The 19,590-nt window shown below is 66.5% G+C and carries 10 protein-coding genes; 5 read left to right on the top strand and 5 right to left on the bottom strand.

The window, feature by feature from the left end; translation table 11 throughout:
* Positions 1–41 precede the first annotated feature (41 nt).
* The gene (locus AC08OV_RS16725) at positions 42–260 is read right to left on the bottom strand and encodes a hypothetical protein (protein ID WP_476615292.1); all 219 of its coding nucleotides are present in this window, start codon (positions 258–260) and stop codon (positions 42–44) included.
* 442 nt (positions 261–702) lie between these two features.
* Between AC08OV_RS16725 and AC08OV_RS16720 the strand changes: the two genes are divergently transcribed.
* The gene (locus AC08OV_RS16720; protein WP_476615293.1) at positions 703–2,694 is read left to right on the top strand and encodes an HsdM family class I SAM-dependent methyltransferase; all 1,992 of its coding nucleotides are present in this window, start codon (positions 703–705) and stop codon (positions 2,692–2,694) included.
* 31 nt (positions 2,695–2,725) lie between these two features.
* On the opposite strand, the gene AC08OV_RS16715 is transcribed toward AC08OV_RS16720, so the two are convergent.
* Positions 2,726–4,249, bottom strand: a complete 1,524-nt coding sequence (locus tag AC08OV_RS16715; RefSeq protein WP_476615294.1) for a serine/threonine-protein kinase — start codon at positions 4,247–4,249, stop codon at positions 2,726–2,728.
* A 211-nt stretch (positions 4,250–4,460) separates the two neighbouring features.
* Between AC08OV_RS16715 and AC08OV_RS16710 the strand changes: the two genes are divergently transcribed.
* Genes AC08OV_RS16710 through AC08OV_RS16695 form a run of 4 tightly spaced genes read left to right on the top strand, consistent with a single transcriptional unit; the run spans position 4,461 to position 14,192 of the window.
* On the top strand, positions 4,461–6,116 hold the full coding sequence (locus tag AC08OV_RS16710) for a PD-(D/E)XK nuclease family protein (protein ID WP_476615295.1): 1,656 nt from the start codon (positions 4,461–4,463) through the stop codon (positions 6,114–6,116).
* A gap of 14 nt (positions 6,117–6,130) precedes the next feature.
* Entirely contained in the window at positions 6,131–7,300 is a 1,170-nt protein-coding gene (locus AC08OV_RS16705) for a pPIWI_RE_Y domain-containing protein (protein WP_476619909.1), read from the top strand.
* On the top strand, positions 7,293–11,018 hold the full coding sequence (locus tag AC08OV_RS16700) for a pPIWI_RE_Z domain-containing protein (protein WP_476614128.1): 3,726 nt from the start codon (positions 7,293–7,295) through the stop codon (positions 11,016–11,018). The genes AC08OV_RS16705 and AC08OV_RS16700 overlap by 8 nt, the downstream gene beginning before the upstream one ends.
* A 42-nt stretch (positions 11,019–11,060) precedes the next feature.
* A complete protein-coding gene (locus tag AC08OV_RS16695; protein ID WP_476614127.1) occupies positions 11,061–14,192 on the top strand; it encodes a pPIWI_RE module domain-containing protein in 3,132 nt (1,043 codons plus the stop codon).
* A gap of 602 nt (positions 14,193–14,794) precedes the next feature.
* Here the strand turns inward: AC08OV_RS16695 and AC08OV_RS16690 are convergent.
* From AC08OV_RS16690 to AC08OV_RS16680, 3 genes are read right to left on the bottom strand one after another with little or no spacing between them, the layout of a single operon-like run.
* Complete coding sequence (locus AC08OV_RS16690; protein WP_476614126.1) at positions 14,795–17,371, bottom strand: DEAD/DEAH box helicase family protein; 2,577 nt, start codon at positions 17,369–17,371, stop codon at positions 14,795–14,797.
* Positions 17,368–18,156 carry a DNA methyltransferase gene (locus AC08OV_RS16685; protein WP_476614130.1) on the bottom strand — a complete coding sequence of 263 codons (789 nt, stop codon included), beginning with the start codon at positions 18,154–18,156 and terminating at the stop codon, positions 17,368–17,370. The genes AC08OV_RS16690 and AC08OV_RS16685 overlap by 4 nt, the downstream gene beginning before the upstream one ends.
* Complete coding sequence (locus AC08OV_RS16680) at positions 18,090–19,391, bottom strand: site-specific DNA-methyltransferase (RefSeq protein ID WP_476619908.1); 1,302 nt, start codon at positions 19,389–19,391, stop codon at positions 18,090–18,092. The genes AC08OV_RS16685 and AC08OV_RS16680 overlap by 67 nt, the downstream gene beginning before the upstream one ends.
* Positions 19,392–19,590 lie beyond the last annotated feature (199 nt).

The raw sequence follows: 19,590 nt of genomic DNA, 5'->3' as shown, positions 1-19,590 counted from the left end.
GCGGGATGGTGTCGGGGTGGTCGGGTGGGCGTCGGGCGACTTCAACGTAGGGCAGTGAGGCAGGTGCAGTCGGTGAGGCTGTCGCAGCCGGCCCCAACCACATCGGCCACAGGGGTTCGGCTCGTCTCCAGGTCGCGGATCCTGGTGTTGATCTTGTCGAGTTTCGCCAAGGCACGCTCCTCCAGCGCCCTGGTGGGGTGGCGGCGGCTGGCATCGAGCAGGTCGGCGACCTCCCCTCGCCGAGGGTGAACCCGAGCCACTGCGCTGCCTTGATCACACCGAGGAAGGTCACGGCGTCGGCGGGCAGAGCCGGTGACTGCCGAGGGTGCATCCGGTTCGGCCGCGTGCCCAGTCAGTGGGACTGACCGCGCGCCGATGGGAACAGACAATCCCGCCGGGGGCGGACAACCCGACCTCACCTGCACTCCGCTATGAGCGACAGCACTCTTCGATTTCCTACGCCAGGCGAGGCGACAGCCCTAGGAGGCGGGATCCCTGTGTACCTTGTCAACATGCAAGTCTGCTGCCAGGCAAGCATCCGAAGGCGCCGCCCCGTTGGCTGCCAGTGCACCCAATTCCTGGATACGGTGATCGCTGTCAGTCACCGACCGGTGGGAGAGTGCTGTGCCTGACGCAGAGGGCTCCGCTGTCCCAGTGACGCTGGCAGAGATTGCCCGCATCGCAGGCGTGGGCAGGGCCGCAGTGAGTAACTGGCGTCGGCGGCACGCCACCTTCCCTGATCCCATAGGCGGTACTGACAGTAGTCCACTGTTCTCGATGGCGGAAGTCCGTCTATGGCTCCAGATGACCGGTAAGGTCGTGGAGGCCAACCCACCAGAGACGCTGTGGCCGCATCTGGAAGCGCTCGGCATGCGGGATTCGGCCGGAGCCGTGATCGCTACTGCGGGAGCTCGTCTGGCAGGGATCGTGGACCGGGCCGAGGCGAAGCTAACCCTGACGTCAAATCAATTGACGGTGGTCAATCAGATCGAGGAAGTCGCCCAGCGAGACGGGACGCGAGAGACATACGAGTATTTACTGCATCGCTGGCAACAGGCCAATGCTCGGCAAATCAGTTTTACTCCGGAGCCATTGGCGCGCCTGATGGCAGAGTTGGCGAACACGGTCGCTGGTCCCGCTGGCGTCATCCATACCGTGTTGGATCCTGCGTGTGGTACTGGCGGGCTGCTGACGGCCGCATTCGAACAGTGGGGCGACTCGGTACGTCAGGGAGCGGCAAATCGAAAGATCCAGCTGCTGGGTCAGGAGATTGATCCGGTATTGGCATCTCTCGCCGCCGCAAGGCTGACACTTCGCAAGGCGGTGAATCCAGCCGAGACCTGCGGTTTGGATAAAGCGTCGCCAAGTATTCGAGTTGGTGACACGCTGCGCGCTGACGGGTACCCTGCAGACCGGGTTGACGTCATTCTATCCAACCCCCCGTTCAACACGCGGAATTGGGGATATGAAGAGCTTGCTACCGATCGGCGGTGGGTCTACGGCCTTCCGCCACGCAGTGAATCTGAACTCGCCTGGGTCCAGCATGCCCTCGCGCGGCTCGCGCCAGAGGGGATAGCGGTACTCCTGATGCCGCCCGCGGTGGCTTCTCGGCCAGCGGGCCGGAAAATCAGAGCTGCTCTGCTGCGGGCCGGTGTGATCCGCGCGATCGTGGCGCTGCCGGCCGGATGCGCGCCGCCGTATAGCCTCGCTCTCCATCTGTGGCTACTGCAGGCACCTGGAGACAACGAACCTGCCACGGCAAACAGTGAACTTCTCCTTGTGGATGCGGCCACCTCAGGCGCGGATACAGATCAGGGGCCGCTCAGTGGTGGCAGGGAAACGGTGGACTGGGCCGGATTGCGGGAGCGAGTGCTAGGTGCGTTGCGTGGCGACGGCTATGGTTGGGTGTCCGTCCCTGTCATAGACCTCCTCGACGATCGGGTTGATTTGACGCCGGCACGGCAGGTGCCGTCGGCCGCAGAATCGGCGGCCTTGGAGATGCGCAGATCCTGGAGCCGTCTGGTCGCGCTGCTCGACGACCTACGCGAGTTGTCTGGGGCGCTGGCAAAGGTGGAGTCCGCGCCCGAGAGCGGCGCCGGGCAACCTCTCGCGCTCGTTGGTGACTTGGTGCGGGCAGGCGCTTTGGAATTGCTCACCGGGCGAAGCCCTGCGGAGGCATCGGTGCGTGCGGGAAAGGCACCGCCGGGAGCGGTGCCCGTACTTACGGTGCAGGATGTGCTGCTTGGAGGACGTCCCTCTGGCTGGCTACCGGGCGAGGAGGCCGCAGCCGCCGAACAGGCAGGTGAACTAACGATCACCGCGGCCGGCGATGTGGTGGTCGTTGCGGTCTCGCGGGCATTTTCGGCCTGGGTTGCGTCGCAATCGCCAATTGCGGTTGGCTCGAAGATTCACATACTGCGACCGGACTCTTCGCTGGTTGATTCTTGGTTTTTGGCGGGATGTCTGCGAGCACCATCTAACATGCGGCGTGCGGGTACTCATTCGTCGGCGTCCGCCCGGGTTGATGTTCGCAGACTCCAGGTGCTGAGCCTCCCGCTGGAAGAGCAGCGACGCTACGGCGACGCCGCGCGGCTACTCGCAAGGTTCGCAGAGTCGCTCCGTGAGACCGAGGGCATCGGGTCGAATCTGGTACGCGGCCTGAGTGAGTTCCTGCTGGCGGGAAGCCTCCGATAATCGAAAGAGGCGAACTGGGGTGTGGTGCGAATCAGGCGCCGCTCTTGAATGTCGGCAATTCTTCCAGGAGGCGGCGGGCCGCAGCAGTGTCGTAGCCGAGTTCAACTAGCTGAAGGCCGAGATCCTTACACCGCTTGGACACCTCGATACCGAGGTGCTGTGGAAGCCGCGTCACGAGTGGGACGATGGCGCGCAGAACGGCCAGCCCTCCGTCCTCCAACTGCCCTAGGGCGGCGAGGCTCTCGGCCGCTCCGAGTCTTGAGCACAGGATCAGAGTGGTCTTCTCGCCGTCCAGATTTGGCACCTGATTGTGATCGTCAATAATCTCGGAGTAAAGTTCAGCTGCTTTTTGGCAGTCGCCGGCGATGCGAAGACTGTCCGCGTAGGCGAGGCGAACCTGGTCGACCAGGTCGTCCGGGGTGCCGAGGGATTTCAATGCTCCTTTCAGGAGCCCGGCGAGGTCTTGGCAGGCTGCTTCCGGATCTCCGTTGCGCAATTTCTCTTTCGCTCGCACGAGGAGGTCTGCTGTCTGCGACCGGGTCAGGAAGCGGCTGGTACGCGTACGCCGAAGCTGCGCCGGCTGCACGACCGTACGTGCTTCCGACGAGGCAACAGAGGTCCGGATTGCACGCGGCTTGCGGAACGGCAACGTCGGGTCGGGGGTAAGGATCGGCTCAGGAGCTGGGTCTCCGAGCCGGGGCAGGTGAGGGGCAAGCGCTTCAAGCACCGCTGCCGTATCGGCGGGCCGGTTACGCGGGTCCTTCTCCAACAAATTGAGGACCAGCCGGTCGAGATCGTCGGGGACATTGCCGTACACGCACAGTGGTGCGGGTGCACGGTTAAGGTGCTGGTCGACGATGCCAGAATCTCCGGGTTCCTTGATAAAGGGTGGCCGACCAGTCAAAAGCTTGTGGAGCACGCAGCCCAGGACATAGAGATCGGTCCTGGGAGTAATATCACGCTCTAGCAGTTGCTCGGGAGCCTTGTAGCCGTCGGTGCCTATCGAGGCGCCGGCGCTGGTATACCGAGTGGCATCCGTCCATAGTGGTTTAGCGATACCGAAGTCGATAAGGAACACCCCACCATCGTGTGCGAGCAGGATGTTGTGCGGCTTGAGGTCGCGGTGCACGATCTGCAGCTCGTGCGCGGCGCCAAGTGCTTCTGTCGCCTGCGCTGCGATCGCTACCGCCGCTCCGATTGGCAAGGGCCAATGCTCGTTGAGGAAGTCATGGAGGGTCTGCCCGTCGATGAACTGCATGGCAAGGTAAGGCTGACCATGGTGCTCACCGTGCCCGTAGGCCTCGGGAATACCTTGATGCCGCACCTGAGCGAGGAGTCGGGCCTCCCGACGGAAGCGGCCCATTCGTTCACTACGGTCGCGTAGTATGTCCTCCGTGTCGTAGCCGCCGTCGGCGTTGAAGTCGAAACGCGGAGTCTTGATCACGACCGGGCGACCCAGCTCTTCATCCTCGGCGCGCCAGGCGCGCGCCATGCCGCCGCTGCCCAGAACCTCCCGCAGCCGGTAGCGGCCTCCTATCAACTCACCACTGTCCATGCGGGCCTCTCCGGTCGGTCTCCAGCCTCGTCCAGCCACAGCCCCTGCTCACCGGTGCCGCGGTGGGCGACACCATAGCTGCTCCCAGCGATCAACGGATCGCGTGTTGACTGAGTACACAGTATCTGGTTCTCTGTTCGTGTCCCCACCGGCCTCGTAGGCCGGTGTCGTAGACGCCCTGACGCAACCCATGGATCGGAGCGGCGACCTGATGGCTGACTGGCTGCCACCCTCGGGGATCGTCGGCAACCGTTCCTTCGTGCGTACAGGCACGTGGGCTGCTCGCGACGATCCCCGGAACTGTCCCGCCGCGGGCGCGGTTAGATCGCGCCCCGGCGTCGTCGCGAGGTCTGCCAGCCAGAGCACCAAGGATCCCCTGCAAACCTTCGCGCTCGGGGCGCTAATGACAGCCCTCGACATGGTCGAATACCAGCGCCCCCGCAACCGCGAACGGCCTGCTCATGACGGTCTCGTGACCTGGACTGCGGCCATGACCGCGCGATACCTGGCTGCACGGCAGGCCGATCAGGCGTCGCAGGAGGCGGTGGGCCGGCAGCGTACCCACCCTGTCGAACATGTGTGGGTGGCGCGGCGCGAACTGCCGTCTGCCGACCACCGGGGCGCCACGTACTACGAACAGACCTGTTGGGGACGCCGCTACGCGTCACTGGACGGCGCCATCCGGGAGATCTGGCTGCTGAGGCCGGGCACCGCCGCGACGCGCCCCGGGGACGCAGAGTTAGCTGCCGCCGCGTACGTGGCGGCCTTCGGCGAACCTTGTGCCAACGACGCATTCAACCGGCGCCACACACCGCTAGCCGATCTCTCGCCAGCGCACTACACCCGCCCTCAGCAGGTACGCATCGTCTCGTTCGGCTGCACGGACGGCAGCACCGTCCAACTTCTTGACTGGGACTGCGAGGAAGTCGCTCGCCGCTACTCTGCCGAGGCGGCGGCGGCCCTGGCCAGGACGGTCGAGGGCTCCGACCTCGCTCCCGGCTCCGACTGCGTCAAGTGCAAGGCGCTGGTCGGCTGCACCGCGGTGCACCAAAGTCCCGGAATCCTGGGGATCGACGCCGCCCGGCGACCCCGTCGTAGCCTCTCCGTCTCTGACCTGCGCGCCTACGCGGCATGCCCAGCGCGTTACCACCTCACCCGGCAGTTGAAGCTCCGAGGCGACCAGCAGGAGAACGACGCCATCCGCCGCGGCCGAGCGGTCGATGCCTGGCTGAACACGCGGCACGAAGCTCGCCCGGCGGCTGGCTGCCGCGGACTCCCAGGACCTGACGACCCCAGCCAGTGGTCGGCTGGTGCGCTTTCTATTGTCGGCGATGAGGCCCGCCTCGGCGCCCGCATGCTCGCTCAACACGCCGCGCTGTGCCCACTCGATGGACTTGCGGAGAGCGAGAAGGTCCTTGTCCAACGGCAAGTTACCGCCTACGACCCCGAGCTCGACCTCCTGCTGGTCGCCACTCCAGATCTGCTGTACACCCGCGCGGGCGGCTGGATCTGGCGGGAGACCAAGACGACCACGAGCTACCTATGGGAGGGGCGCCCGCTGCTACAGCAGTATCCCCAACTCGCACTCGCTGTCCTGCTGGTCGCGTCTGGGGCGCTCGGCGGCGACCTGAGCCGCTCCCGGATCGAGTTGGAACTCCTCTACCCCGACGACTGCGGCCTTGAAGAGGTCGACCCCGGACTGGACGCCACCGTCGCCGAAGCTAGAACGGTCATCGCCGATCTGGCGCACTCCTGGAACCAGGACACCGTCTACATGCCAAAGCCGGGACGGCATTGCGATGACTGCGAGGCGCTCGGCTGGTGTCGGCCTGGGCAGCAGCATCTCACCAGCGCCGCGGCCGACTAGAAGACGAGGTCCCTATGTCCCCCACGCTGCCACCGCTTGCCCCAGAGGAGTGGGCCGCCCATAGCGGCATCACGCTGCTGCGGACCATCGCCACCGCCGTGATCGACCTCGCCGATCTCGACAGTCTGGAGTCATTCGTCCTCCCTTACCCGGCCGAAGCTCAGCGAGCCTTGGACCGCACCGTCCTGCGCTGCCTTCTACGCGGCGCCGAGCCACCGCGTAGCCTGCCTGATCTTCTGTCCTGGTGCCGGGAGCGTCCGGTCGCAGACTGGCCACTGCATCTACCCGAGGACGCTGTCGCCCCTGACCATTTTCTCCTCGACCCCGCCTCGGGAGCACCTACCGAGCTATGCCACGAGTGGGCACTTAAGACCCGGGACAGTGCCGGTCGACAGTACGATCGGCTGGTCGTGCACAGCGCAATGCAACTGTGCCGGCAAGCCGGTGCGCCGGAATCCTATACCGCCTTTCGTCGGCTACTCGTCGAGCAACCGGTACTCACCGCCAACGACTTTTTCCGAGTGGCCACCGACCACCTTCTGGAACCAGTGCGCGACCTGGTCGAGCAAATCTATGAACCAGTACCAGATGGGTATCTCGACCACGGCTGTTACACCACGTGCCGTCGCTGTCTCACGCTGTTGACTCCCCTCGCAGACGGCGGGTGGTGGTGCGAGCGCGATCAGTGCCGCAAGCAGGGCACGCCTGTGCCCGGTCCTGCTCTGGTAGCACAGGAAACCGGCCAGCTGCACCAACTCGCCCGTCCCCTGCGTCAGTTCGTCACCGGGCCGGGCCGAGCCGAACTCGATCTGGAGGCGGGGTTGCGGTCACTGAGGTTGCAGGTCGAGATGTGGCCCGGCTTCGACGCATATGACCTGCGGATCACCTTCCCCGACGGGCATGTTTGGGCCGTCGACGTCAAGGACTGGGCGAATCCTGCCCTTCTCGGCCGCGAAGCGGCACCGGTCCGCCCTGAACCGCCGTACGACGAGGCATTCTGGGTCGTGCCACGCCACCGAGTCGATGCCCGCCCCGGCTACCTGGCCGTCTATCGGCGAAACCGGCCAGAGGCCGCACGCCGCCTTCCGCTTCTTACGGACCGTGAATTACTGAAAGCCGCCAAACGTAGGTTGCGTGACGCGACGCACGGGCTCATTTCTGAGAAAGGAATTGCCGATGCGTGACCGAGCGGCGTGGTATGGCAAGACGGTCAAGGACCTCTCGCACGTATGGCCGGCAGACCTCACCGTCATCAGACCTTCGGTACTCTGCCAGGTCGAACTCGGGCTGCGACTGCTGGAACGCCTTGCCCCGGATCAGCCAGCCGAAGGTGCCTGGTCCCTGCTCGGGGGTTACCCATTTGCCCGCGCCATGGGACTCATTACCGACGCCGCCGACGAACAGTTGCTGAGCTGCGCCCGGCATCTGCTCTGGACGATGCGCCGGCGGCGCACGTGGCACCAGAGCCTCGAAGCATATCGGCAGGTCCCCGAGCACCTCCGCGGCTACCGCCTCCCGCTCGACGGGGGCCCTGCTCGGCGCCTCGAACCTACCGCCGCAGGGGACCGCTTCTCGACGTATGACAACGCGCTGGAAAATCTCCCCGCCTTTGCGCTACGTCCGCTGACGCTGGCAGGGCCAGGATCACACCGCTTCACTGACCGGCGCCGGCGAACATCCGTCACCATCCCAGAACAGCTATGTCCTCCCACAACCATCGCCGGCCACAACCTCATGACTGCATCCGCCAGCAACGGTGGCCCGCTGGACATCCCGCTCGCGGAACTCGCCGACACCGCCCAATGGATGGACGAGACCGAGCGGCAGCTTGGTGGACGGTCCCAGGGAGATTGGGCGCAACGTCTGAGCGACCTGCAACTCGACCGCCGGACCGACGACGGCACGCGTTTCAAGGAAGCGAAAGTACTGCACCTTGATCGGTTGCTGCACCTCGTCGGTATGGTCGGCGCCGGCAAGAGCACCCTCATGATCATAATCGCGGTGTGGGCTGCTCGGCGCAGGTTGCGGACCACCCTCGTGGTCGGCGATGTGGCCGAACAGCTCACCCTCGTAACGCTGTTTCGGGAGCTACTGGGCCAGGATGCCGCTGCCCCCGTGCTCGGCTCCACGACTCGCGAACGCAACGTGCAGCGGCTCCACCGCCGGCTCGCGGCCAAAGGCCTTCCCTCGCTGCTCCACCACGACGACCCGGGCTTCGATGACCTGAGTACCGCGTGCGCCATCGATGCCCTGCGAGGCACTGAAGCAGCCGAACCGTTGCGCTACGCCGACGCCCCATGTAGCGACCTACACTCGACCCCTGCGCCGCCTACTGTCACGGCGGTGGATTCCGGCGCCATCGAATTGCCGGGCCGCTACCGGGACCGCAACCGGGACCGCTCGCGTCCGTCCCATCTCGGTGAGGACGATGACCAAGGACCCGCCCTTGGCTGTCCCCTTTGGTACGCCTGCCCTAGGCATAGCGCAGCGCAGGCCTTGGTAGACGCGTGGATCTGGGTAGCCAATCCAGCCAGCCTGGTACAGAGTCCCGTTCCACACCATCTCAACGACGAACGACTGCGTCACCTGGAACTCGCATGCCTGCGCAGCGATATTATCGTCGTGGACGAGGTCGACCGGGTACAGATGAACCTGGACGAGATGTTCGCTCCGTCAGCCACCTTGGTCCTCAAGGGACCCGAATCGTGGCTCGACCACCTCCACACCCACAAGATCGCGGAGCTGGCCCGCGAGGGTCGCCTGCAGCTGTCCGAACCCGACGTCGCCCGGTGGACCGTCTCTCTCAGCATCGTCAGCAGCGCCACCAACCGTCTATACGAGATGCTGATCAGCGATCCAGACCTGCGCAAATGGTCTGAAATCGAGTACTTCAGCGCGTGGACTCTACAGGAGAAGCTTCTCTCCGACTGGTATCCAACCCTCGAATCGCTCGCCAAACGAGCAGCCGGACTCCCGGATGCCACCGCCGACGAGACCGACGCCTACGAGGACGAGGGGGACACCGACACCGACACTCCCACAGGGCCACAGGCAGCACCGTGGACCCAGCGCCGGAACGAGGTCACCAGAATCCTCGACGTCTTCCGTGACGACCCTCTCGGAGACAACACACCCTACGGCTCCGACACCGACCTCCTCGTCGCCGCCACACATGACCTACTTCATACACTTAATGAGCGGGGCACGCGCACCAGAGTGCGCGCCGTCCTCGATCGGCTCCTCGCCGACTCCCCGGCGGCCCGCGGGGAACTACCACCGCCCAAGGCCCCACGTGGTCAATGTGAACCTGACCCGGCTGACGTCCACGGCAGCGAACCGTGGTACGAGCGGACCACCAGGCGTTTGGAGTTCACCCTGCTGCTCGCCGCCCTGCACCAACGCCTCGACCGGCTCACTTTTCTCTGGCCCCGGGTGGAAGCCGCCCTCCATCTGGACTCTACCGGCAATGAACTCTCCCGTCGGCCACCGCTCGACTACGCACCGATCGTTCCCGAAGCCCCCATGGGAAACGTATTGGGTTTCCAGTATCTCCCAGACGAGGATGGAGAAGACCGCGACTCGGACGGCCGATGCTCCGGAACGCTACGCTTCTTCCGATGCGCCGGCGTCGGTCGCGAACTGCTCCTTTCCCTACCCGACCTAGGATCCGACCCCGCCAATGGTCGATCCGGCCCGCATGTGATCCTGATGTCCGGAACCAGCTGGGCTGGCGCCTCCACCCGTTCCCATGTCCTCGCTCCAGTCGGCGCGGTCCTCAAACCGAACCCCAAGGCGCTGAAAGCGATCCGCCGCACAGTGTTCACCACGCTCTTCCTCTATGATGACGAAGGTCAGCCGATCAGCCTCTCGGGGCAGGATCTCGACGTACGTCCGGCCATGCTGCGCCTCATGGTCACTCGTCTCGGCAAACGAACGCGAGGACTACCCAGCCTCCTCGAACAGGAGCTTTCTCGGATCGACGACGAAGACCGCCGACGGGCACTGCTTCTGGTCGCTAACTACCGGGAGGCAGCGATCGCTGCGGACCGACTGGAGGGGATCGACCGATGGCGCGGCCGGGTCAGGGTACTCGTCGCGGACGACGCCGAACTCCATCAGGCCATCCGAGGCGACGGCGCCGAAGCAGACCGCCCTCAGCGTGCCTCGACCGTCCGGCGGGGAGATCTAGCGTCCTTCGCTGACGACAAGGAAGCAGAGCTCCTGGTCGCACCCCTGATGGCCATCGAGCGAGGCCACAACATCCTCAACAGCCAACGCAAGGCAGCCTTCGGCACGGTCCTTTTTCTCGCCCGACCGCACCCACGCCCGGACGATCTCTCCCTCTCGATCTTGGCCATCAACGACTGGGCGTCCCGCTTCGTCCGTAACATGCCCCGCGAGCACCTCGGGAGCGAACCAAACCGCTACCGGACGTTCGACGAGCTGGCCACCAAGGCGGGCGACCTGGACAAAGCCGGGCTCGCGTTCCGACACGCGGCACGGGAGGAGTGGCGGCGCCTGTTGTCCCGTCGCTACATGTACTCACGGCTCAAACCGGCTGAGAAGACGTCGTTCGCCTGGGACCAGTTGGTCACGATCTGGCAGGTGATCGGTCGGCTGGTGCGCGGCGGCGTTCCTGCCCGGGTCGTTTTCGTCGACGCCAAGTTCGCACCTCGCACTGCTGCCGCGCAGGCACCTGCAGCAACACCCGAAGCGAAGGCACGCCAGGACACCCCCGCCTCCAGTCTGCTCGCCGGGCTACGGGCGGTTCTGGCCCCCTATCTCAGCGACGATCCAGATCCTGCGGATTTTACCGATCCAGCCGATCCCGAACTTGTGAAACTGCTCTACCAGCCGTTGTACGACGCCCTCTGCGGCCTGGCCGCCAGCCCAGTCCACTGAGTTCGGCCCCTCCAGCCACACCGATCCCGCCAGGAGCCCGCCATGGGATTCGAATACTCCATCATCCGCCGAGCCGCCTACCACCCCGCACCCGGCGGTCCACCACTCATCACTCGGTACAGGGCCTTGCCTTTCCCCGAACAGTGGCGCGACAGTCTGCTGGACCTGTGTAACGCCACACGCACCGAGGACCAAGAGCCGTTCCGAACGGTCCCTACCTATCGCATGGATGCTGTCCTTCAGACCCTCGCCCCCGACTTGATCGTACGCGGGCGGGGCGGCGAATCAACCGACGGCTCTGAGGACTTCTGGCTATACGCCCCAGCGGACGAGGCGCACCCTCTGCCCGGCGACACTCTCCAACGGCTGATCACCGTCTGGCTTCAGGACCTCCGCGGCGAACCCGAGCACCGTGCTCTGCTCACACGCACCCTCGACGAGCTGAAGGCAACACCTCCCACATGGGAAGACGTCAAGGTGGACCTGCTCGGTTGCTGCTGCACGGTGGGCGGCACGGCAGCCCCAGCTGCCCGCCAATTCCAGCTTGCCACCGACTACCTCGCCCGCCGCATTGTGAACCTCGAACCTTACGACACCGGAGCTGAAACTCTCACCTTTCGCGCGGTGCCACGCGGACCTCGCCAGCAAGGCGCGGAGCTCATGTCCCAGCCGATACCGCACGAGGACAAAGACGGAGTATGGTGGTTCTCCGTCGTCCTCAACATCTCTCTCCACACCGTTCCGTTCTCCCCGCTGCCGCGCCTGCACCTACATGCCAGCATCCGCCGCTGGGCCACCCGGCCCCAGGCCTCGGCCAGCCGCATCCGTCTCCCTTTCGGGCGTGACACCTCCGTCTACCTGCTGCCGACCGTGCCCTGGCTGCCCGGCGCTCCCCGCAGCCGCCGCTTTGCGGTTGCCCGGCTCGCTTGGGACCGCGACCAGCAGGCGTATGACTGGCGCGGACGCGGACCGGCCGGCATCCTGCGCCGGCTCACCCTCAACGAGGCTTTTCCCGAGCCACACGACCTCCTCACCCACCCGGCGGCCTGGATCGGGGACGGACCTGGCGTCCGCGCCGCGATCGTGTACAGCACCCACATGGGAGAGCACGGTGTCGGCCCGGGGTTCATGTCGCACCAGAGATCGCAAATCACGGCCTGGGCCGAGCAAGCATTGCCGGACGGCCTCGTCCGGGCGGCCGACCTGCGTCGCAGTTGGGTGGCACCGAACACCGCGGCCAATGCCCGTACCAAACCCCAAGGTCAGGAAGCAAGGAGTGCCGAGGAAGCTCGCGCCGCTCATGCCCGGCGTACCGCGTTGGCGCACGCGCAGGAGGCCTATGCGGAACGCATCCCTGCGAACGGCGGCACCGCAGCCGATGGCCACGCCGTCGCCAGCCTCGAAGTCCGCTTGCTGTGGCAGACCGAAGAGATGCGCGACACCATGGTCGGGGCGCTCGCAGCAACGCTCGGACTAGCCGGAGATGGCGGAGCGGCGGCCCTCGCGCCCGATGCCTATGAGAACGCCAGACCCGGTAGCCCTGCGCTCCTCACCTGGCGCACTCCGGAACTAACCGTGCGTCTGCGTTGCCTCAAGCTCATCGGCGGCCTCGCCGAGCCGCTCGGGATCGACCCGAAGGCACGGCCCAAACTCCCAGCGCTCTCCAACGCCATCAACACGCGTCGCTCCGCCATGGCCGCGTTCCTCCAAGCCGACAGCGCCGAACCCGCCCGGCCATCCCTCGCCCTCGTCGAGATCAACCGTAGGGCAGACTTCCCCACACCGCGCGATGACCCCAAGTTCGCCCTACGTCTCGGCTGCGCGGACGCCGGAGTCATCACCCAGTTCGCCGCCCTGCCCAAGACCGCCAGCCTTCGTAAGAACGCTGCCCACCGTGCTCGCTCAGCCTGGCAGGACGGCTTGCGACAGCTCGGAGTGCGTGTCCTACCGCAGCACACACTCGGAGGGCAACTGCCCGCCGACCTGCAGTACGCGGCCATATGGATGGTCAAGCGCCGCGGGGACAGCCGCACCGGACTGCCCCGCCACGTACCCGTCGCGGTTCTCGTCCAGCCGAACCCACAACACATCGGCGAAGCCCGCATCCGCGGCTGGGACCCCAAGGCCGACAACGGAGTCGGCGCTTGGATCCCCTACCCAGATTTCCTGTTGCGCCTGACCGCCCTCGCAGAGATACCGGCCACTCAATCCGAACCGGAGCCAGCGGATGCACCGTCCACGGTCCCTGGGCAGCGGTCAGCCGACGGTGACGCCACACCTCGGCGGGCGACCTACCGCGTCTGGCGGCAGACCATGGAAGAACAGCGCCGGAATACGGCTCGCTACCTCCAGAGAATGCTGCGGTCAACCGATCTGCGCGGCCGACCGACTATCCTTATGGCGCACTCTCAGAACAGCCGATCGCACTGGCCATGGCTGCAAGATGGCAAGACAGTAATTGATCAGATTCGCACAGGCCATGCTCCGGCTGCCAGGCTCACACCGGGACTGAGGCTGATCCGTATCCGCAGCGCCAGCGGGCGAGAGACGCCACAATGGTGGGGATTGGGCAGCCCGACAGGAATTAACGGCCTATCGGCTGGTCTGTGGACCGAACTCATCGACGAGCCGGATGCAGGCGAGCCGCGACCAACCGCAGCTCGGGTCTTCTACAGCACCACTGAAAAGGCAAGTACCTTCAAATCCTCTGCTGTCGAGGCCGACAAACTCGCCCCCCGTCCCCTGCGCGCCGGACCGCGCAGGGGGCAACCCACAATTGATACCGGCGTCCCCGCATGGAACCCTACCCTCGTCGAGATTACGGTCCTCGGCTGCCACCCAGACGAGCGCGACGACCCGCACGCGCTGGCGCTCGCTGCCCACCAGCTTCGGCAAGCGCCCGACTACCTGGACGCGCTTTCCCTCCCGCTGCCACTACACCTCGCCGGCTTGGCCCAAGAGTACGTGCTCCCCACTCTTGCGGACGATCCCGGGGATGACGAAGGAACCACCTCTGCCGACCCAGCAGATGCGATTGAGGACATTGAGGGTATCTTCGGCGTTCCCGCCGCGGCCGAGGACGAGTCCGCCGACCCGGACCCCGACCAGGCATACGCATCCGGCCTCGCTCAGGCGCCGGAGCTGGAAGGCGACCTCGTCTTGTTCGGCAGCTGAGACCGCGTGGGGATGGCCCAGCTGCTGCGGGGTTTGCCTCCTGCAGCAGCCTTATCGCCAACCCGGTAGGGTGCGACGCCCGTAGAGGGCGAGGTGTGCCTGCCGGAGGAGGGATCTCGTCGAGCGGCACGGCGAAGTCGGCGCCATTGGTTCGCGTACCGTGAAGGGCGACCGCCGTGTTCGGACCGATCGTCCGGCAGACTGCGTACCGCCTCGGCTTGACCCGCAGGCGCCAGCGGCTCCGGCGAGGGCTATAGGTGCCGCAGCAGTCCCTGTTCCCGAGGGCCTCTCCGGGTCCCTTCCGGCGGCTTGCAGATCCGAGGCGAAGCGGGAGAACTCGGCGATGGCGGGTCGCAGCAGGCCGGCGACGCGATGGAGCGCCTCGCTGCGTCTCCGGGGCGCCGCGCCGTCGTCCGCGCACTCGCTCCGTCGGAGGCCGCGACATCGGCGGCCGAGGCCTGCGCCTCGCGGGCCGCCATCGCGGAGTTGGCCGGTGCGGCCCGTCGTCGACCGTGGTCAGCTGCTACGTCATGCAGCGCGCCCCTGGAGGGACGACGTGCTTGCCGGCGTTGTGATCTGGCAGGCGAAAACGCGTCCACTGGTCAGGCTGTCTCCGTGGCCTGCACGAGGATGCTCTCCCACGTCTTCGCGACCTTGAGCGTCGTTTCGGGGACGAAGACGTACCGCCACTGGCCCATCGTTCCCTGGTCTGTAACCAGCCGGGACCACGCCTCCGCCGCGGCACGTCTGGTCTGCACGGCGCCTATCTCGACGTCGCGGTCCGCCTTGACCTCGACGAGGAAGTTCACCCCGTTGGCGCCTCGGACGTAGAAGTCCGGGGAGTACCGACCGGCGTCGGTGTGGATGACCAGCTCGCCCCGCTGGATTCGCGCCCACAGCTCGACCTTGTCGTCCTCGTCGAGCAGGTTCGCCAGCGTCCGTTCCGGGGTGCTGTCGAACCAGTTGAGGTGGTGCAGCGCCTTGGCCCACCCGGAGTAAGCGGCCTGCGGGCTGAATTTCCCGAACCGGTTGGGCTCCTCGGGGCGGGAGCTGGTGCGGACCGGGGCGAACGGAACGTCGGTGACGAACGCTCGGATCTGGGCCGGGGCCGCCTTGTAGTGCTTGTCGAGCAGCAGGACGACAGCCCTGAGTGTGGCGTTCACGTGGGCGGCGAGTCGCTCCTCCCCGCCCGCGCCGTCGATGAGGGCCTTGGCGAGCCTCCGGCCCGCGTTGACTGACGCCGAGTTCACCGTGACATACGGGCGATCCAGGATCGTGTTCTGGATCGCGGACAGGAGCCCGCCGAGTGGCAGTTCCGGGATGGATGCCTCGATGACGTCGCTGGCCTGCTGGGGTACCAGCCGGTACCCGCTGTCAGCGGTCGGGTCGGCGAGCACCGTGAGCACTTTGCGGTTCAGCGCTGTTCCACCGACGAGGGCGAGCTGGGCGCCGAGCTTATGGAACTGGGAGTCAGGCAAGTCGGACAGAGAGAAGGTCCGCGCGATGATCCTCCTGTCGACCTGGGGGATGCGCACCGCGGCGTCCCAGCGCGGACCGATCTGGGACGTCAGGGCGTCGGCCTGGCGACCGGCGTCTTCGACCCGGTCGTCCAGCAGGACCGTCTTCAGATCAGGGCCTCGTGCGGCCTCGGGCCCGACGGCGTAAGCGTCGCCGCCGACGTTCTCCGAGGACGCCCCGCCTGGCGCTTCGCCGTCATGGTCCCCCTGGTCTGCGGGGACTGTGGCCTGTGATCCTTCCTGCGCGGTCCCTGGGGAGGCGGTTTCCTCGGCAGGAGCAGCCGGTGCGCCATCGCCCGAGCCGCCAGAGGTCGCCGCTGGCGACTGTGATCCTGACGTCGAGTCGGCAGCCCCCGGCCGCTTCTGGTCGGGTGCCGGGCGGGGCTTCGGGACCGCCCGCTCGGCAACCAGACCCTCCAGGAGGACTCCCGCCCTGGACAGAAGCACCTCGTAGCGTTCGTGGCTGAGGACTTCGACGGTGTCCAGGAGTTCGATGTCGGTGTAGGTGCCCCAGGGTAGACGCAGCCCTCGGCCGAGCGTCTGCTCGGTGAGGACGTCCGAGATCGACGGGCGCAGGGAGCAGATCACGAAGATGTTCTTGACGTCCCAGCCCTCTTTGAGCATCGACACGCTGACGATCACCCGGACCGGGCTGTCGGGCTCCTCGACGGCTTCCAGCCGGGCGAGCGCGTCGTCTGGCGCGTCCGAGTGGACGACCAGGACGCGCTGCTCGTAGTCGGACTCGAACAGGCCCGGCTTGCGCAGCACCTCGGCGACCCGGTTCGCGTTGTCGATCGTGTCCGCGACGACGAACATGACCGCGTTCACCGGCCGCGCATCGGTCGCGTCCGTGTACAGGTCGGCCGCCCGCTGCTTGGCGCGCAGCAGCTGCACGCCGTCGCGCAGCCGGGTCTCGACGTCGTCCCGGTCGTCGCGGCGGCCGACGAGAACCGGCGTCTTGACGTACCACTCGGCGATCGCCCTGGCCAGCGGATACCGGTAGATGACCTTGTCGAGATCGGAGCGGTCCGGAGTGGCAGTCAGGCCGATCACGGCGGCGGCGTCCAGGTCGCGGATCGCGTTGGAGAACGACCGGGCCTTCTCCGCGTAGACGTGATGCTCGTCGGAGATGACGACCAAGTCGCTCTGGACACGCAGGTACTCGTACAGCGTGTCGCCCAGCCACTCCTGGAACTTGCGGGTCCGGCGCGCGGTCTTCTCCCCGGGCCGGATGAGCTGCTGGACGTTGAACACGAACAGCACGACCTGGTCGGGGGCGTCAAGGGCACTCGCGACGGCACCGGTGTTGAACGTCTCGGCCGTCACGACCAGCGGCTTCGCATCCATACCGCCGAGAACGCTCTTGGGATGACCCTCGGTGAAGTTCGCGACGGTCTTGTTCAGGATCGTCCTGCCCGGGGTGACGATCAGGAAGTGACGGACGCCGGCGACGGCAAGGTAGTCGATGATCGCGGCGGCGAGATAGGTCTTGCCGACGGCGGTGGCTAGGTCGCAGACGACCTCGAAGGGTTCACCGCCAGCGTCGTCGAAGCGCTCGGCGACCCGGGTGAGGGCCTCCCTGTTCGGGACTCGCAGGTCGAGGCGCGCGGCGACGTCCTCCACGGCGCCCAGGTCCAGGGGTATCGCCGGGTGCGCGCTCATGCGGCCCCCCGAGTTCCGAGGCGGACAGCCATCGATGGTCTGCGGCCTGTGCGGGCCAGATCGCGGGGCACCTTGCGCGCCTTCGACCCGGGGCATTTCTGGCGCAGGTATTCCTCCACGCCGGGCTCCAGCGCCTGGGCGACCACCAGCAGGCTCTCCCTGCCGGCGAGATGGCCGATCAGGTAGTCGACGATGTCGGCGGTGAGCATGCCGTCGATCGCGGTCAGACGGGAATTGCCGCGGCGGCCGGCGAACGGCGGGTCGACTTCGGGGTCGTAGCCGAGCTGCGCGCACACCGCCTCGGCGAGCCGGCCGTTGGTCGCCCAGTCGGCGAGGACGACGATGTCGTCGATGGTGGTGAACAGCGACGGCGCGACGGCGAGTTGTCGGAAGCCGCCGCCGCCGGCCCAGAGCACCTCTCTCTTGGTCCGGTCGAGATCGCGAAGCGTGCTCAGCAGTTTCTTGGTCGTGTCCTTGTCCAGCCCGGTCACGCCGTCGATCAGCCCTGCCTTGGCGAGTGCGTCGAGCGTCCGCGCGGCCTCTCGGGCCGCACCCGGAAGCACCCCTTCAGGCAGGCTTTCCCCGGTCGGGGTCTCCTCCGAGGTGACGCCGCCCGGGTCCTGGTTGTTGACGACCTTCTCAAGCCTTGGAAGCGTGAACCTCGCCACCGTCTCGGACGACACCTCGACAGCGACCCATCGCCGCCCCATCTTGTGTGCTACGGCGGCCGTCGTCCCGGACCCTGCGTAGCAGTCCACCACGATGTCGCCGGGGTTAGAGCCGATCTGGATGATGCGCTGAAGGAGCCGTTCGGGCTTTGGAGTGGCGAAGGGTGTTTCGTCGGGAAAAGCAGGTTGATCTCGTGCTTCGCGGACCGCGAGTGGCCGACGTCCGCGTGGAGCCAGAGCGTCTGCGGCGCCCGGGTTGAGCTGATCTCGTCGAGATACCGCTTCAGCTTCAGGCCGCCGTCACCACCCTTGGTGAAGTACAGGCGTGGCCAGCTGCCCTCGGCGTGCCGCGCGCGGACCACTTTCTCGGCCTTCGTGAGGCCCATGTCGACCATCAGGGCCGGGACGCCTTTGCGGAGTGCGGAGATCGGGACGCCGCAGATGAGGGCGCGCCGGGCGTCGTCGTCCAGCAGCTGGCGCCGGTAGGGAACGCCCCACTCCTCGACCATCGCCTGCATCGCGTCCTGGTTCTGGCCCCAGCAGCGCCCCTTGGCGGGATACACCAGCTCTCCGGTGAACGGCGACTGGATGGCGTAGACCCAGGTCTGGTTGCGGTGGGCACTCGGAGCCGCCGGGTCGCCGGAGACCCACGGACGCGGGTCGCCGTCGGCGGACCTATACAGGGCGTCGCGGGACGCGAGGCGATCCCAGCGGTTGCCCCGCCAACCCGGCATCTTCGAGTAGACGAGAATGTAGTCCTGATCAGTAGAGAACGCTGGCGCGTCATTTCTTGGTGAGTACGCCTTCTGCCAGACGACCGTGGCCACGAAGTTCTCCGCGCCGAACACCTCGTCGAGCACACAGCGTGCCCGGTGCGCCTCCGCGTCGTCGAGATGCACCCAGACCGAGCCGTCGCGAGCCAGTAGCCGGCGAATCTGGACCAGCCGGTCGCGCAGCATCGTCAGCCATACCGAGTGCTCGACCGCGTCGTCGTAGTGGGTGAACGCCTGCCCGGTGTTGAACGGCGGGTCGATGTAGACCAGCTTGACCTTGCCGAGGTAGCGCTCCGCGTATCCGGGGACCGAGGCCAGTGAGGTCAGCGCGTGCAGGGCGTCCCCATGGATGCGCAGGTTGTCGTCAGGGGTCTCGCCGACCTCGGCGACCGTGTCGAGTAGGCGCACCTCGGAGACCCGCCAGTCCGCAGGGTCGACCCACTCGTAGGTGTCCTCGCCGTGGGAGAGCAGTCGGAGGTCCTTGTTTGCCCAGGTGAGCTCCAGCCGGTTGCGTCCTTGAGCACCCACCGACGACCCGTCCTCCCCCGCTGCCCAGCCGCCATGCGCCGCAATGTCCATGCGTGCCGTGATCGTCCCGCTGCGGGGACGTATGGGGATGTTACTGATGGAAGTGATGATGTTGGCGGCTTGCCCAGGCATGGCCGGGCGCCCTGCCATCTCATGAATCCGATGGCGAGCGGCCCGGACTGACCGGGACCAGTTAGAGGGCTGGTCGGAGACGGCCCGGCCTCCCGGGGGGCGGACGTACTCCGCCCCG

This window comes from Frankia sp. CeTa3Moorea, from assembly GCF_978021225.1.
This window is presented reverse-complemented; position numbering and strand designations above follow the sequence as displayed.

Coding starts and splice junctions, on each gene's coding strand:
- AC08OV_RS16690 (WP_476614126.1), bottom strand. CDS start 17,371: ATGAGCGCGCACCCGGCGATACCCCTGGACCTGGGCGCCGTGGAGGAC.
- AC08OV_RS16715 (WP_476615294.1), bottom strand. CDS start 4,249: ATGGACAGTGGTGAGTTGATAGGAGGCCGCTACCGGCTGCGGGAGGTT.
- AC08OV_RS16680 (WP_476619908.1), bottom strand. CDS start 19,391: ATGGACATTGCGGCGCATGGCGGCTGGGCAGCGGGGGAGGACGGGTCG.
- AC08OV_RS16695 (WP_476614127.1), top strand. CDS start 11,061: ATGGGATTCGAATACTCCATCATCCGCCGAGCCGCCTACCACCCCGCA.
- AC08OV_RS16710 (WP_476615295.1), top strand. CDS start 4,461: ATGGCTGACTGGCTGCCACCCTCGGGGATCGTCGGCAACCGTTCCTTC.
- AC08OV_RS16705 (WP_476619909.1), top strand. CDS start 6,131: ATGTCCCCCACGCTGCCACCGCTTGCCCCAGAGGAGTGGGCCGCCCAT.
- AC08OV_RS16700 (WP_476614128.1), top strand. CDS start 7,293: ATGCGTGACCGAGCGGCGTGGTATGGCAAGACGGTCAAGGACCTCTCG.